This is a genomic window from Paenibacillus chitinolyticus, assembly GCF_045038035.1.
GTDB lineage: Bacteria > Bacillota > Bacilli > Paenibacillales > NBRC-103111 > Paenibacillus_F > Paenibacillus_F chitinolyticus_A.
Genome location: NZ_CP173427.1, coordinates 1,248,719 through 1,263,764 on the forward strand (window position 1 = coordinate 1,248,719; position 15,046 = coordinate 1,263,764).

Here is a 15,046-nt window from a genome sequence, read left to right on the forward strand (position 1 = left end):
ATACCCGCCGGGGCACTTGGGAGGAGGAAGGCCGGTTTTTCGCGAAAACGTCCCGCGTTTTTCCAAATTGTACGAATGCTAGGGGTTCAACTGTCGTGCCGTGTAGAATGTCCCGCTAATATATTGTACTACCCACACAGATAAGGAGGTGAACACCATATCTGATCCGCAGGTATGTATCCGATGAATGCACGAAGGATCATGCTGTTCTCGCATTTGTCCTCCCGGCAGCATATAACCGGAGCCGAGAAGCTGCTGCTTTTCATGGTCCGGGAACTGAAAGAAAGGCATGACTGCATCCTGGTCGTACCGGGCGAAGGTGTTCTTTCCAGGGAGGCGCGGGCGGCCGGCATTTATACCCTGGTTGTACCGTTCCCGCTCGTGTGGGAGGTGTACACCCCGGATGCCGGTCTTACGGAACAGCTGGATGGGCTGCCGGCCAGGGAGCCGGGAGCTTTGGTGGAATTGCTGCGCGTGCTCGGTCAATATCGGCCTGATCTGGTCATCTCTAATACATGTGTCAACGTGCTGCCCCCCGTGGCGGCCAAGGCTCTCGGGATTCCGGTGCTCTGGATGATTACGGAAAAAATGACGGACACGGCTTTCACGCCGGTTTCGGCGGAGTTTATTTGCCGGCATGCGGATCTCGTAGCGGGCATCTCGGAAGCGACTTTAGCCCCTTTTGGCGCCAGAGAAGCGGAATCGCAGATCGTGGTGTATCCGTCCTGGCATGCGGAAACAACGAAGAGCGGTGACTGGAGCGGACTGCGCGAGCGGCGCAGAGCCGGATTCGGCATCGGCGGCGGCAAAGTGCTGGCGGGCTATATCGCTTCGGACATCTATCCGCTCAAGGGATTGGATCACTTTATCGGGGCCGCGCTGGAGCTTTGTCCCGCTTACCCTAACGTTCATTACCTGATTGCGGGCAAACCGACGGACGCCGCTTTTTACCGGCATTGCCGTGATTTGACAGCCCAGTCGGGATACGGCGGAAGATTTCATTGGACCGCATTTGAAAAAGAAGTGGCCCCGCTCTACACGGCCATGGATTTCGTCGTCGTTCCGAGCTTGACGGAAGAGGGCTTCGGCATGACCGCACTGGAAGGCATGATGTTCGGCAAACCGGTGATCGCTTTCGATTCCGGCGGATTGCGGGAAATTCTTGGGCATACCGGGAATGCCCGTTTTCTTGTGCCGAGAGGAGATACCCGGACTCTCTCGGCACGGATGAGAGAGCTGGTCGAGGACTCGCTTCTGCGGGTGCAGACCGGGGAAGCGAATTTCCACGCAGTCCGGAGCGTCTTCGGCATCGAGGCTTACCGGTCCAGACAGGAGCAGCTTCTGGCAAGGCTGGAAAACAAGCTGGCGCTCCGTCAAAACAATCCGCAGCCGCAGGACCCGCCTGTTCTCGGCGGTGTGCCCGGACCTCTGGTCATCGTCAGGGGCGTGAGGCCGGACTTCTACCTGCTGCGGGACGGCATCCGTTACCCGGTGACCGAAGCGCAGCGGCTGCGGCTCGGGGCGGGCGCGGTGCGGGTTCCGGAGGCGCTCTTGGCTTCACGGCCTGTCGGCGCCGCCCTGAGCTTCCCGGACGAAGCCGCACCGCCGCCTTGGACCGGCGCGAAGCCGGCCCGCCGCAAGGGCGTGCGCGCGGCGCGCAAGAGGCGCTCCGGCGCGAAGCCGGCCCGCCGCAAGAGCGTGCGCGCGGCGCGCAAGAGGCGCTCCGGCGCGAAGCCGGCCCGCCGCAAGAGCGTGCGCGCGGCGCGCAAGAGGCGCTCCGGGGCGAAGCCGGCCCGCCGCAAGAGCGTGCGCGCGGCGGGCAAGAGGCGCCCCGGGGCGAAGCCGGCCCGCCGCAAGAGCGTGCGCGCGGCGCGCAAGAGGCGCTCCGGCGCGAAGCCGGCCCGCCGCAAGGGCGTGCGCGCGGCGCGCAAGAGGCGCCCCGGCGCGAAGCCGGCCCGCCGCAAGAGCGTGCGCGCGGCGCGCAAGAGGCGCCCCGGCGCGAAGCCGGCCCGCCGCAAGAGCGTGCGCGCGGCGCGCAAGAGGCGCCCCGGCGCGAAGCCGGCCCGCGGCAAGGGCGTGCGCGCGGCGGCCTGACAGCCCGTCCGCAGCCGGTCTGCGGTTCAAGGACTGAAGGAATCAGCCTATCACGGAAGGAAGGTGGCACCGTTGAAAATCGTGACGTTGCTCGGCACACGGCCGGAAATTATCCGGCTGAGCCTGATCATGCGCAAGCTTGACGAATTGGCGGAGAAACATGTCGTGGTGCACACGGGCCAGAACTTTACGTATACGCTCAGCGACGTGTTCTTCCGGGAACTCGGATTGCGGCAGCCTGACCATGTGCTTCAGGACCGGCAGCAGTCTCTGGGTGCGCAGCTTGCGACGATGTTCGGCGAGCTGGAGACGATCCTGAACACGGAGCGGCCCGACCGTGTCCTGCTGCTGGGCGATACGAACAGCGCCCTGGGCGCGGTACTGGCCGAGAGAATGGGCATTCCCGTCATTCATATGGAGGCGGGCAACCGCTGCTACGATCTGACTGTACCCGAAGAGAAAAACCGCCGCATTATCGATGCGGTGTCCACGATAAACATGCCGTACACGAAACAGAGCAAAGAACATCTGGTCAGGGAGGGCGTGCCGAGCCAGCGCATCGTCCGTACCGGCAATCCGATTTACGAAGTGCTGCGGCACTACAGCGGCCAAATCGAGCAAAGCGACGTGCTGGAGCGTCTGAGCCTGACGCCGGGCGGGTATTTCGCGGCAACCATCCACCGGGCGGAGAATGTGGATCATCCCGTTCATCTGCGCGAAATCATGAACGGCCTGAGCGGGGTGGCGGAACGCTTCGGCAAACGCATCCTGTGCAGCCTGCATCCCCGCACCAAGTCCCGCCTGGAGGCGGAAGACAGCCTGAGCATTCATCCGCTGGTCGAGTTTCACGAACCTTTCGGATTTTTCGATTTCGTGAAGCTGGAGAAGAATGCGGACTGCGTCCTGACGGACAGCGGGACGGTTCAGGAAGAATGCTGCATTTTCCACGTGCCTACCGTTACCGTGCGCCGGACGACCGAACGTCCGGAGACGATTGACTGTGGCAGCAATGTGGTGTCGGGACTGGATGCGGAACGGATTGTATCCGCCGCCGGCCTGATGACGCGTATGCCCCGGGACTGGGAATGCCCGGAAGGCTATCTGGACACGGACGTATCGGCAAAAGTCGTGAAATATGTACTGGGAGGGAACCTTCATGTTTCGTAATACGAGGATATTGGTAACCGGCGGAACCGGTTCTTGGGGCTTTGAATTGATCCGGCAGCTTCTTCCGCAGGACCCCAAGGAAATCATTGTATTTTCCCGGAACGAATCGACTCAGGTGGCGATGCAGCGTTCTTTTGAAGATAACCGTCTCAGCTTCTGCATCGGGGATATCCGCGACCGCGAAGCTTTGATCCGCGCGACGGAAGAGGTGGATTATGTGTTCCATCTGGCCGCCCTCAAGCACGTTCCGGTTTGCGAGGAGCAGCCCTACGAAGCGCTCAAAACCAACGTAGTCGGCACCCAGTATGTTATCGAGGCGGCCATCGAGAACAAGGTCAAGAAAGTCATCTACATCTCGACGGACAAAGCGGCCAATCCTTCCAACTTCTACGGCATGACCAAAGCGATCGGGGAGAAGCTGATCGTTCAAGCCAACCTTTTGCGGACGGATACGAAGTTCGTCTGTGTCCGGGGCGGCAACGTGCTGGGAACCAACGGCAGCGTGATTCACTTGTTCCACAAGCAGATCCACGAGAAGAATCAGATTTCGATTACGGATAAAGCCATGACCCGCTTTTTCCTGACGCTCGAAGAGGCGATTTCCCTGCTTTTTAAAGCTTCGGAAGAAAGTGTAGGCGGCGAGATATTCGTCATGACGATGCCGACCTGCAAAATTCTCGATCTGGCCGATGTGCTTGTCGAAGCTTCCGGCAAGACGGGAGTGGCAATCGTGGAAACCGGAACGAGACCCGGCGAGAAGATCCACGAGATTTTGCTTACGGAATTCGAAAGCCAGACGACGGTGCTTTACGACGAGGTATATCTGGTCATTCTGCCGACTCTGGAGATTCCCGGGCTCAAGGATCACTACGCTTCTTATCCCAAGGCGGAAATCAGCAGCTTTTCGTCCAAAGACAATTTGATGGAAAAAGAGGAGATCCGTGCCCTGCTCGTTAAAGGAGGTTTTCTTGCATGAAGCTGCTCGTCACCGGCGGACAGGGGATGGCGGGACATGTGATGGTCCGGTACCTGCGCCGTCTGCCCGGATTTCAGGTCGCTTATACAACGCGGGACGGGAACGACCGGGAAGGGCTGCTTGCCGATGCCAGGGATACGGCCCGGATCCGGGGCATCATCGAAACGTTCCGTCCCGATGCCGTCATTAACTGTATCGGTGTGCTAAACCAGTTTGCCGAAGCGGACCCCGTTAACGCCTATCGCGTCAACGGGATTTTTCCGCACGATCTGGCGGAAGCGGTCCTCGGGACCGGGGGCCGGCTTATTCATATCAGCACGGACTGTGTCTTCTCGGGCCGCCACGGGGACCATACGGAGGATGACGTGCCGGACGGCACCAGTGTATACGGGCGGTCCAAGGCGCTTGGGGAGGTCCGGGAGGCCCCGCACCTGACGGTCCGCACGTCGATCATCGGCCCTGAAATCCGGGCATCGGGCATCGGGCTTCTGCAATGGTTCCTGAGCCGGGAGGGGGAAGTGGGCGGCTACACGAGAGCTTACTGGAACGGCGTCACCACGCTGGAGCTCGCCAAATTTGTCGGGCACGCCCTGCAGCGTCCGGAACTGACGGGCCTCGTACATTTGACGGCGCCTGTCAAGGTGAGCAAATACGAGCTGCTGAATCTGTTCCGCAAGCAGTTCGGGCGCACGGATATAGAGGTGCGCAAGAACGCTTCCGTCCGCTTGAACCGCACGCTTAAAAATACGCGCAGCGATCTGAACTACGCCATTCCGGGGTATGAAACGATGCTGAAGGAACTGGATGAATGGATGTGTGTGCAATGCCTCGAATCCTGATCACCGGGGCGGGCGGCTTTACGGGCCGCGCCGCCTGTGATTATTTTGTCTCCAAAGGCTATGAAGTCGCCGCGGTCGTCCGCAGCGCGGATCCGTCGCAAGGCAAGCCGGGGGGCGGGGGAGCCTTGGACGGCAAACCGGACGGGGGCGCCGGAGCCGTACCGGACCGGGCGGAGGCGCACCGCGAACCGGGCGCGGCCGGCGGGCCCGGTTCGTCCCATGCGGGTTATCCGCCGGATGCGTTCCGTGCGCGTCAAGCGCCGTTTTCCGCCGGCCGGCCCGGCGGGATGCCTGCCGGAACGCTCTATGCCTGCGATCTGACCCGGCGGGAGGACGTGTCGGCGCTGGCAGCGGAAGTGGAGCCGGACTGGGTGCTCCACCTGGCCGGGCGCAATTCCGTCGCCGAATCGTGGAAGGACCCGGCCGCGTTCCTGCAGGCGAATGTGATGGCTTCCGTGTATCTGCTGGAAGCGCTGCGTACGCGGCCCGGCACGCGGATTCTCGTCGCGGGCTCCATGCTCGGCGCGGCCGAACCCGGCGAGCCGCTCCCGCATCCGTACGGCTTCAGCAAAATGCTGCTGCTGTACGCCGCCCGGTCCTGGCACCGGTGGTTCTCGCAGCAGATCATGGTGGCGCTGCCGTCCAACCTGGTCGGTCCGGGTCCTTCCGGCGGCATCTGCGGGCTGCTCGCCCGCAAAATCGCGGCCCTGGAGAAGGGCGGTCCGCCGGAACCGTTCCGGCTGTCGTCCCTCGGCGAGGAGCGCGATTATCTCGATGTGCGGGACGCGGTCTCGGCCTACGAAACCATCCTCGGCCACGGAGAGCCGGGAGCGGTTTACCGCATCGGATCGGAGCGGCTGCGTCCGCTCGGCGAGATCGTCTCGGTCTTCCGCTCGCTGACTCCGGCGGCGCTGCCTCTGGAGGTCGAGAACAAGCCGCGTCCGGAGCCTGTCAGGCCGATGGATGTCTCGGCCCTGAAGGCGCTGGGCTGGTCGGCGCGGATTCCGTTCGAAACGTCCCTGTCGGATGCGCTGGATTATTACAGGCGGATCTGACGACCGCTAGCACCTTTGAAGGAAAAGAGGTGAATGCATGCTGCCGAAAGTAACGGTCGTGATTCCCTTCTATAACTGTCCGTACGTGGATCAGGCGGTTTCCAGCGTGCTGAACCAGACCTATACCAATATCGAGCTGATTGTAGTGGATGACGGCTCCACGCTGCACAAAGAAAAACTGGAGCCCTATATGGACCGGCTGATTTATATCGGAAAAGAAAACGGGGGAGCCGCATCCGCTCTGAATATGGGTTTCGCTCTCGCCACGGGGGACTATGTGGCCTGGCTGAGCTCCGACGATCTTTTTTACCCGGATAAAATCGGGCGTCAGGTGCAGTTCATGCTGGAACGGAACTCGATCTTCAGCCATACGGCCTTCGACCAGATCAACGAGGCGGGAGCCGTCACGCAGGCGAATGTGGCGTCCAGGTACCGGTATCCTCATGAGTTTACGCGCGCCTTCCTGTCGATCTGTCCCGTCAACGGCTGCACGGTCATGATGCGCCGGGATTTGTTCGGGGCGGTCGGATATTTTGACGAGACACTCCTTTATACCCAGGATTACGAGTTCTGGATCCGCGTGCTGCTGGCGGGTTATCCGCTGGATTTCCTGGATGCCCCGCTTACGCTGTACCGCCTTCACGGCGGCATGGGAACCATGCTCTACCAGCCTGCCATCTGGGAGGAAGTGTTAAGCGTCCGCAACCGTTACCGGAACGATTTGCTGCGGCATTCGCGAAGCCAGAGGCGGCTTCTGTCCGGAAGAAGGCGTCCGGCATTGCGGCCTCGCAAACGCCCGGCTGCACGGCCTCGCAAACGTCGGACTAACACGGTCAAATCCCGTAAGGGGAAGCCCGGCAAAGGGGTTAAAAAGCGCAGATAACGGGCAGGCGACTGCGGGAAGGAGGTGGGCAATGCCGCCCCGGGTGAGCATCATAATCCCTTTTTACAATTGCGCATATGTGGATCAGGCGATCGTCAGCGCGCTAAGCCAGACGTATCCCGACCGGGAAATCATCGTGATGGACGACGGTTCGACCCTGCATCAGGATAAAATAACGCCGTACTTGCCGTGGATCCACTATTTGGGGAAAGCAAACGGGGGAACGGCCTCGGCGCTCAACCACGGAATCCGGCACGCTTCGGGCGAGTATATCGCCTGGCTCAGTTCGGACGACCGTTTTCACCCGCATAAACTGGCGGTTCAGCTTAACGGGCTGGCCTCGGCGAATGCGGACATCGGCTTTACGAACTACGAGATTGTCGACGAGCACGGGAGAGTCCTGTACGCGCCTAATTTTCCTACCGATCCGGGAAACACGCAGTATTTCAATACGTCCACGAAGCTGTACACCTACATGCTCCAGTACAACCCGATCAACGGATGCACCGTCCTGATGCACAAAAGTCTGTTCCGCCGTTACGGATTTTTCGACGAGACGTGCAAGTACACGCAGGACCTGGAGATGTGGCTCCGCCTTGCCGCAGCAGGGGTCCGGATCGAGTTCCTGAACGAGAAGCTGACCCAATACCGGCTCCACCGGGAGATGGGCAGCCGGAATCACCAGCCGGCAATCCAGCGCGAGGTGGATATGCTGCGTGCCCGTTACAACCCGCTGCTGGCCGCCCGTATCGCTTCCTTGGAAGCCGGGAGATAGGGACCCGTCCCGTCTCCCGCATCAGCTTGAAAGAAGGTGTGCCATGAAGCTTTTATTCGTGTTCTATATCCCGAGCGGAGGGATGGAGACTCTGAACCGCCAACGGGTTATCGCGCTGAAGAAGATCGGCATCTCGTGCAGCCTGCTGTATTTGCATGAAGGAACGGGGATGCAGAACCTGGACGGGGTGCCCGTTTACGTGACGAAAGACGAGAAAGAGATTACGGAGCTTGTCAACCGGGAACGGTTCGAAGCGGTTATCATCTCTACGGTGGCCGAACTGATTCTGCCCCTGCGGTCAAGCGGCTACACGGGCAAAATCATTTACGAGGCGCAGGGACTGGGGAGCGTGGAGGAGGCGGAATTTATTCTGAAACGGATTTCCCCGCTGCTCATCCTGCACGCCGATGCCGTGCTGTATCCCCGCACCCCGCACCTGATCCGGATTTTCGAGACGTACTACGCCCGGATGAAAAGGTTCAGCTTTCATAATTGTATCGATATGGAAAGCTTCCGTTTTGAAAGACATTCCGTAGCTCCGGTTCCCATCGTCGGGTGGGTAGGAAGGATCGAGCCGAACAAGAACTGGCGGAGTCTTCTGGAGGTCGGACGCTTGTTCAAAACGCGGGGCCGTCCGGTCGAAATTCGCATGTATGTGGATAATACGCTCGGATCGGAAGAGGGAGAGTTCCGTAAGCTGGTTGCGGATTACGAGCTGGGTTCCCGCTTGACGGTGCTGGCGAACCTTCCGCACAAAGAAATGGCACGGCAGTATTCCGTCATCGGCGATTCCGGCGGCGTGCTGCTCTCGACCTCACGCGTGGAAGGATTCGGCTATGCGGTGCTGGAAGCCATGTGCTGCCGGTGTCCCGTCGTCTCGACGGATTCGGACGGAGTCAGGAGCTTTATCGCGGACGGCGTAACGGGAAGGTTCTATCCCCACGACGACCATGAAGAGGCGTACCGGCAAATTTCGGAGCTCATGGACAACGTCCCGCTGCGGGAGGAAATCCGCTTCAGAGCGAGCCGGCATGCGGCGGAACAATTTTCTCCGGGCCTGTACGCCCGGCAGTTTTCCTGCATGCTGGGCGCGCTTGGAATCGGGCTCGTTACGCAGCATGGTTAAAAACGCTTGGCGGACTCCGCCAAGCGTTTTTTCGCGTACGCGCACGATAGAGACCGAGGCACAAGAAGACTGAGGCGGTCTAGCGAAGCAGTAGCTCCTTCAGCTTCGCTGAACGAAACAGTTCGGTTGAGGGCATGCCCGCACGAGGATCGAAGCGGTACGCGAGATCGCTCCGGTCGCCGTTGTAGCAGACGGAATAAGCGCCTTCGGGGGCGCTTCGCAGGGCGGCCGTCAAGATTTGCAGATCCATGTATTCAAAATCTCGCTCCCTGTAAGCGATGGCGGCGAACGGGGTCGCAAGCTCTTCCAGGCAGGCGTGAACGGCTTCGATAGGCGGCATGCCGGGAAAGAATCGGGTGCTCAGCAGAGGGTCCCGTATCTCGTGAAGCAAACCCGCTGACGCTTGACCGGGGGTTACGTCGACCACGACCACCTGAAAGTTGCTGTAGTACTGGTCCAGGAGCCGGTCGAGCCGGTCGGGGAGACTCCCGGACGCATCGGTCACCGGTAAGTAAACGGTCGTTTCCAGAGGAATGCTTTGTCTTTCCCTGGCTTGCTTTTTGGTCAAGCGGAATGCGTGACGCCAGCGCCGGTGCTGCTGGATAGATCCCTTGAGCTTGGCGGAAATGCTGTAATCCGAATCGACCCGGTATTCCACGAGTTCCACGGGAATATAGCGCAGCTCGCACAGATGAGATAATCTCAGCCAATATTCGTAGTCTTCGACGGGCTCCATGTGATACCCGGCGATTTTCCGGGCGTAGCACGATTTGTACATAAAAGATACGCCGACGATGCATACGTCGAGAAGTTCTTCTTTCGGCTTATTCTGATACCGGCGGAATTCCTCCTGAAAAGCCTCGTCGCGAAGCGGCAGTCCGTCCGCGTCTATCTCACGGAAACAGCTGTAGACCAGCCCGACTTCCTCAGGCGCATGCGCAAGCTCATGCCGCAGAAGCTCGATAAAGTAGGGATGGGTGCGGTTGTCGCTCGACACCCAGGTCACATACCGGATGCGGGGATCTTCAAAAAGCCGCCGGAATCCCCGGTTCAATGAAGCGGATACGCCTGCATTCCGTTCGTTCTCCAAAATCTCAACGCGCGGATCGTGGGCCGTCAACTGCCGGATTTGCGGTCCCATTTGTTCCGATACGCCGTCGATCACAATGATAAAGCGGAAATTTGCATAGGTCTGGTTAAGGATGGTTTCGATGGCTTCTTGCAAATAAGACGGCCTCTGCAAATAAACCGGCATAACAATGCCGACATCACTCATGTAAAGCTCCCTTCTTTCCTGGCTGATTGCTCGGACAGACAACGTACCGCCGTCGCGCCGGATGTTTACTTCAGTTTATTCCGCCGCATTTGACGGGTGTGGACATTGGCAGGGGAGACGAATAATTTCCGGTCGCAGCTTCCGTATTCGGATTGGACACTTTCAACAATATCGTGCCTGCGCATCGTGTTCTTCAAACGGAGCTTCCCCCTATTCCGTCGTTGGCATGAAGCTGGCTCGGGAAGTGATCGAACGCTTGAAACCGTCGTATCGGTAGCCGCAAGCCGCTAAAGAAAACAACCCTAAAAGGCCGCTTCCGAAAGAAGGGCCTTTTTTTACGGGCAAATCCCGGCACAGTCAGTCAGAGCGGATCGATGACCGTCAATTCATTCGCTGTGAATGTGGCGACAAGAACCCCTTCGTTTTTAGCGTACATAGTCATCGCCAGGGGATAAGGATTGGTCAGATTCGTGTGAATGTGGAGCGTAAAGGGCTGGTTGTGATTATATACCGTCGGCAGATGGGCAATCGAACCGGGCAGCGGAGCGGGATCGAGATGGTAGAGCCCCAGAAGAAAACGGTTCTGGCCTTGATAGCCCTGTATAAGAACGTCGAAATGCCGCTGGGCGATGTTTTGAAAGACAAGATCGAAACTCTGGATATAACGCGAGTCGTAAGGTCCGAACTCGTAGGCGTCAAAAAGGTAAATAGACATGGTCACCTTCCCTTCCGTTCAATCCGGCATAGTTCAGTATATGAAATTGCCGCGCAGACGTATGGACACGTACACATTTTGAGCCCGGTGAGGCAAACGACCCGTGAAGGAGGAGAACAGCCGCATATAGTGTAGGGATAAAGGCATGCCGGTGCTGAACGCAGCTTTGTGAGTCTCACGCAGAAAAGAGGGGACATTCTTGAAAATACTGCTTGCCACTTACTGGCGGTTACCGCATTTGGGCGGAGTATGGCCGCTTATGGTCAAAATGAAAGAAAAGCTGGAGGCGCTCGGCCACGAGGTCGATGTATTCGGCAACAGCGAAGATGAAAGTGTGTTTCATATGCCGTTCAGCGGCCGTGTTTTTCATAAAGAGGCGGTCAGGCCTTTTCTGGAAAAGAAAATAAGCCCCGAGCTGTATCCGATTCTTCATTCCAGCTCCTGGCTTTCGCATTTTGAAATGAACACCTTGTGCATGGAGCTGGCCGCCGCCTATTTCGGGCTGGAGCAATACGACGTGATTCATACGCAGGACGTCCTGGCCACACGTTCTTTCCGGCGGGTCAAATCTCCGCGGACGGGACTCGTCGCCAGCCTGCACGGCTCGGTGGCCCACGAGATCAAGCTGCATCTGATGGAAAATAACGTCAACCTGGGAGAGTCGCTCATCTGGCGGTTCCAATCGGCTATCGAGCATCTCGGCGCCACGAGCAGCGATATTACGATCGCCTCCTCCCAGTGGCTGAAACGCCTGCTGACCACGGAATACTCCGTTCCCGAGCATCAGGTCGAGGTGTTTCAGTACGGGTACGCTACGGGCGATTTCTATGCGCAGATGGCAAGCTCCGCCACCCCGATTTATAAACCGCCGGGAAAAAAAGCCATTATTTTCACCGGCCGCCTCATCCCGATCAAGGGGGTGTCGCTGCTTATCGAAGCGGTGGGCCTGCTCCGGACGGTGCGGGACGATTTCGTCTGCTGGATCGTGGGAGAAGGCGAGCTGGAAGCGGAGCTTAACCGGCAGTGCACGGAGCTGGGGCTGCTGGATACGGTCCAGTTTCTGGGCAGGCGGAGTGACGTGCCTTATCTGCTTGCCCAGTCCGACATCTTCGTGCAGCCGAGCTATGTAGACAATCAGCCGTTGTCGCTGATAGAAGCGCAGCTTGCAGGGAAGCCGTCGGTCGTCAGCGACGCCACGGGCGTACCCGAGATGGTCGAGCACGGCCGTACGGGACTTATCTTCCCGTCGGGCAACAGCCAGCAGTTGTTCACCCACTTATACACGCTGCTGGAGAACACGGCTATGCGGGAAGCGATGGGCAGAGAAGCCGGGGAGTGGGGGGCCGTCCACTGGTCCATGGATCTGATGGTTCAGCGGCTTCTCGATGTATACGGCAGGGCGATCGCCAAAGCCGCTCAAGCCTGATTTTCCTTGCGAGGACAGAAAGGAGAAGGAACATGAGCGAGAAAGTGTATGTGATGGGCGACCTGTACAATTCGCTTTTTTCCGTGCAAGTGTCGAACCCGGAGTATCTGGTCGATTACAAGCTGTGGAACCGGATCAGAGCCGGGCTCCCGGACAACTACCGGATGCCGGACCCGGTTATCCAGCATATTTTGAACAGCCACCCGAACGGGTAGGCCGCCGGCACGCAGAGAACCGGTACGGCCGACGTGTCCATGAAAGGAGGAAAAGCATGAGGCTGGTGTTTCCTATCCTCACCTTGAATTTCGGCGGGGCCCAGCGGATGCTGGCGGAAATTACGAACGGATTGGCGGACCGCGGTTACGACGTCACCATCGTGATGCCCGCTCATGCCGAAGTCAAGTTCGATATCCGGGCCCGGATTGTCCGGGGTCGTCACAGTATTACGCTGGACGCGGATGATATTCCGCCCGGAGACGTAGTCGTCTCCAACTTCTACACGACCGTGCCCGCATGCGTGGAAGCGAGCGAGCGGGACCGGAGCGTTCATGTTCGGTTCAGTCTTTGTTACGAGCCGACTTTTCTGCCGGACGATCATATCACGTTCCCCACCTATCATACGACGCCGCATCTTATCGTCCTGTCCCAGTGGCAGCAAAGGCTGATCGAGCTCAATCACGGCATCCGCGGACATATCGTCCCGATCGGACTCGGACCGTTCATGCAAAATCTGAACCTCCGGGAATCCACCCCGCCCGCTGTCAAAATTTCCGCTGTCGTCCGCAACTCGGAGGGAGGGATCGCCTGGCACCGCGACCAGGATTATCTGGTCAGCCAGCTTGCGTTCGTCAAACATCATTATCCCGATACGGAAATCAATCTGATCTGCCCGCCCGACGAATTTCATACCGCACCGAGTCTGCAGCGCCTTCGCGACACGGGCAATTTTCAATTCTGTCTGCCCAATAACGACGAGGAGCTGCGCTACCTCTACAACAAAACCGATATCTACGTCAGCTCTTCGCTCTACGATTCCGGTTCGCTGCCCGGCCTGGAGGCCATGAGATGCGGGGCGGCGCTCGTCACGACGTATTCGGGCGGGAATGCGGATTATGCGCGGCACGAGCACAACTGCCTCCTTTCCTACCGGTACCAGAACCGGCTGGGGGCAGACATCGTCCGGCTGATCCACGATAAAGAGCTGCGGGCCCGTCTGGCTCTCCAGGGCCTGTATGATTCTTATCAATGGCCGTGGACCAGAAGTGTGGATGCGTTCGCCCAAGCTATTCACGATATCTGGAACAGCCGCTGACTGTTTCGCAAAAGCAAGCCCCGGTATTCCGGATAATCCGGAATAGACCGGGGCTTGCTTTTTGGGGCGCCGGCACGGCAGCGGCAATGACACCGTATTCGCATAGACGATACGCAGCGACATGGCACCGGTATCGGCACGATAAGGCCTGCGCGCGGCTGGCATGGCACCGGCATGATAAGGCCTGCACCAGCAAGCCGACGGTCCAGTATCGGCATGGGACCGCCGGGTTCCCGGCCCTTTCCTGCAAACCGCGACCCGCTTAAGGCAGGAACGCGGCGCAGGTTTCCCGCAGCCCGTCGGCGATGCGGTACCGGGGGCTCCAGCCCAGCTCTTCCCGTGCCCGGCGGTTGTCCAGACAGCTGTGCCGGATATCGCCGGGCCGGGCTTCGCCGAACAGGACCGGAACAGGCGCCGACCGGGTCTCGCGGATGAGCTCGGCCAGCTGCCGGATGGTCGTGCTCCGGCCCGTGCTGACATGGTAGAGCCCGCAGCCCGTAGATGCGGCCGCCGCCAGATTGGCCTCCACCACATCCCGGACATAGACGAAGTCCCGGGTCTGCCCGCCGTCTCCGTGAATCGTGATGGGCTGCCCCCGGCGCAGCTGCTGCAGGAACACGGCGACTACGCCGCCCTCCCCTTTGGGCGTCTGCCTCGGGCCGTACACATTTCCGTAACGGAGAATCGTATAGGGCAGTCCGTACAGCTTGTGAAAAATCCGGATATATCCTTCCGCCGCAAGCTTCGACTGACCGTAATACGAAATGGGCGCGGCCGGGATATCCTCCGTTATTTTTTCGTGTACGCTGTCTCCGTACACCCCGGACGTCGAAGCGAAGACGAACCGCCGCACAGCCGATTTCCGGCACGCGTCAAGGAGCGACACCGTTCCGGTAATGTTGACCTGCGCATCAAAAGCCGGATCGGCTATGGATCTCTGAACGTCGGCTTGTGCGGCCAAATGGAACACGATTTCGGGGCGGATACGTTCGACAAGCTTGTGAAGCTCCGGGCTGTTCAGTTCCAGGACATGAAGAACGGCTTGGCCGGGCACCCATTCGGCCCTTCCGCTCGACAAGTTGTCGAGCACATGGACTTCATGGCCCCCGTCCGCGAGCGCTTGGGCCAAGTGGGAGCCGATAAAGCCCGCCCCTCCGGTGACTAAGGCTTTCATAACGCACCTCTTTTCTCTGTGCTTGTATCCTCCATATGGTATGAAAGCAGCGGGACGAAGGTCCGGGCGCAAGCGGACGAAACGGCAGGTCCGGCCGGTTTCCGCCGCCTTTTTTAAAGGATAAAGGCCTCTCTCCATGTCAATCCGGTTATCCCGTCCATATGATAGAAGAAGATGCTTGTTCTCCGCGCAAAGGGTGCGGGCTGCAGGGACGCCGGTTAAGAAGGA

At 59.3% G+C, this 15,046-nt stretch carries 15 protein-coding genes; 11 read left to right on the forward strand and 4 right to left on the reverse strand.

Annotated elements, in window-relative coordinates:
* The first annotated feature begins 183 nt into the window (after positions 1-183).
* From ACI48J_RS05785 to ACI48J_RS05820, 8 genes are all read left to right on the forward strand, one after another.
* On the forward strand, positions 184-2,094 hold the full coding sequence (locus ACI48J_RS05785) for a glycosyltransferase (protein WP_405082108.1): 1,911 nt from the start codon (positions 184-186) through the stop codon (positions 2,092-2,094).
* A 72-nt stretch (positions 2,095-2,166) separates the two neighbouring features.
* Positions 2,167-3,261, forward strand: a complete 1,095-nt coding sequence (wecB, locus tag ACI48J_RS05790; RefSeq protein WP_405082110.1) for a non-hydrolyzing UDP-N-acetylglucosamine 2-epimerase — start codon at positions 2,167-2,169, stop codon at positions 3,259-3,261.
* Positions 3,251-4,237, forward strand: a complete 987-nt coding sequence (locus tag ACI48J_RS05795) for a polysaccharide biosynthesis protein (protein WP_405082111.1) — start codon at positions 3,251-3,253, stop codon at positions 4,235-4,237. Before wecB ends, ACI48J_RS05795 begins: the two co-directional genes overlap by 11 nt.
* Complete coding sequence (locus ACI48J_RS05800; RefSeq protein ID WP_405082113.1) at positions 4,234-5,076, forward strand: SDR family oxidoreductase; 843 nt, start codon at positions 4,234-4,236, stop codon at positions 5,074-5,076. Before ACI48J_RS05795 ends, ACI48J_RS05800 begins: the two co-directional genes overlap by 4 nt.
* On the forward strand, positions 5,061-6,131 hold the full coding sequence (locus ACI48J_RS05805) for an NAD-dependent epimerase/dehydratase family protein (protein WP_405082114.1): 1,071 nt from the start codon (positions 5,061-5,063) through the stop codon (positions 6,129-6,131). Before ACI48J_RS05800 ends, ACI48J_RS05805 begins: the two co-directional genes overlap by 16 nt.
* Positions 6,132-6,168: 37 nt before the next feature.
* On the forward strand, positions 6,169-7,014 hold the full coding sequence (locus tag ACI48J_RS05810) for a glycosyltransferase (protein WP_405082115.1): 846 nt from the start codon (positions 6,169-6,171) through the stop codon (positions 7,012-7,014).
* 31 nt (positions 7,015-7,045) lie between these two features.
* The gene (locus ACI48J_RS05815; RefSeq protein ID WP_405082117.1) at positions 7,046-7,789 is read left to right on the forward strand and encodes a glycosyltransferase; all 744 of its coding nucleotides are present in this window, start codon (positions 7,046-7,048) and stop codon (positions 7,787-7,789) included.
* Between the two features lie 43 nt (positions 7,790-7,832).
* Positions 7,833-8,915: a glycosyltransferase gene (locus ACI48J_RS05820; protein ID WP_326054256.1), complete on the forward strand. Its 1,083-nt coding sequence runs from the start codon at positions 7,833-7,835 to the stop codon at positions 8,913-8,915.
* A gap of 79 nt (positions 8,916-8,994) precedes the next feature.
* Here the strand turns inward: ACI48J_RS05820 and ACI48J_RS05825 are convergent, their stop codons facing one another.
* The 3 genes from ACI48J_RS05825 to ACI48J_RS05835 form a co-directional block, all read right to left on the reverse strand.
* Entirely contained in the window at positions 8,995-10,191 is a 1,197-nt protein-coding gene (locus ACI48J_RS05825) for a glycosyltransferase family 2 protein (protein WP_405082118.1), read from the reverse strand.
* A 65-nt stretch (positions 10,192-10,256) separates the two neighbouring features.
* A complete protein-coding gene (locus ACI48J_RS05830) occupies positions 10,257-10,388 on the reverse strand; it encodes a hypothetical protein (protein ID WP_326054258.1) in 132 nt (43 codons plus the stop codon).
* 164 nt (positions 10,389-10,552) lie between these two features.
* Positions 10,553-10,906 (reverse strand): hypothetical protein, encoded by a 354-nt coding sequence (locus ACI48J_RS05835; RefSeq protein WP_326054259.1) that lies wholly within the window; start codon positions 10,904-10,906, stop codon positions 10,553-10,555.
* A 199-nt stretch (positions 10,907-11,105) separates the two neighbouring features.
* Between ACI48J_RS05835 and ACI48J_RS05840 the strand changes: the two genes are divergently transcribed.
* The 3 genes from ACI48J_RS05840 to ACI48J_RS05850 are packed head-to-tail and all read left to right on the forward strand — an operon-like array spanning position 11,106 to position 13,644.
* Positions 11,106-12,332, forward strand: a complete 1,227-nt coding sequence (locus ACI48J_RS05840; RefSeq protein ID WP_405082120.1) for a glycosyltransferase family 4 protein — start codon at positions 11,106-11,108, stop codon at positions 12,330-12,332.
* Positions 12,333-12,364: 32 nt separating this feature from the next.
* Positions 12,365-12,547, forward strand: coding sequence for a hypothetical protein (locus ACI48J_RS05845; RefSeq protein WP_326054262.1), 183 nt, complete (start codon positions 12,365-12,367; stop codon positions 12,545-12,547).
* A 56-nt stretch (positions 12,548-12,603) separates the two neighbouring features.
* Positions 12,604-13,644, forward strand: a complete 1,041-nt coding sequence (locus tag ACI48J_RS05850) for a glycosyltransferase family 4 protein (RefSeq protein WP_405082121.1) — start codon at positions 12,604-12,606, stop codon at positions 13,642-13,644.
* A gap of 262 nt (positions 13,645-13,906) precedes the next feature.
* On the opposite strand, the gene ACI48J_RS05855 is transcribed toward ACI48J_RS05850, so the two are convergent.
* The gene (locus ACI48J_RS05855; RefSeq protein ID WP_405082122.1) at positions 13,907-14,818 is read right to left on the reverse strand and encodes an NAD-dependent epimerase/dehydratase family protein; all 912 of its coding nucleotides are present in this window, start codon (positions 14,816-14,818) and stop codon (positions 13,907-13,909) included.
* Between the last annotated feature and the right edge of the window lie 228 nt (positions 14,819-15,046).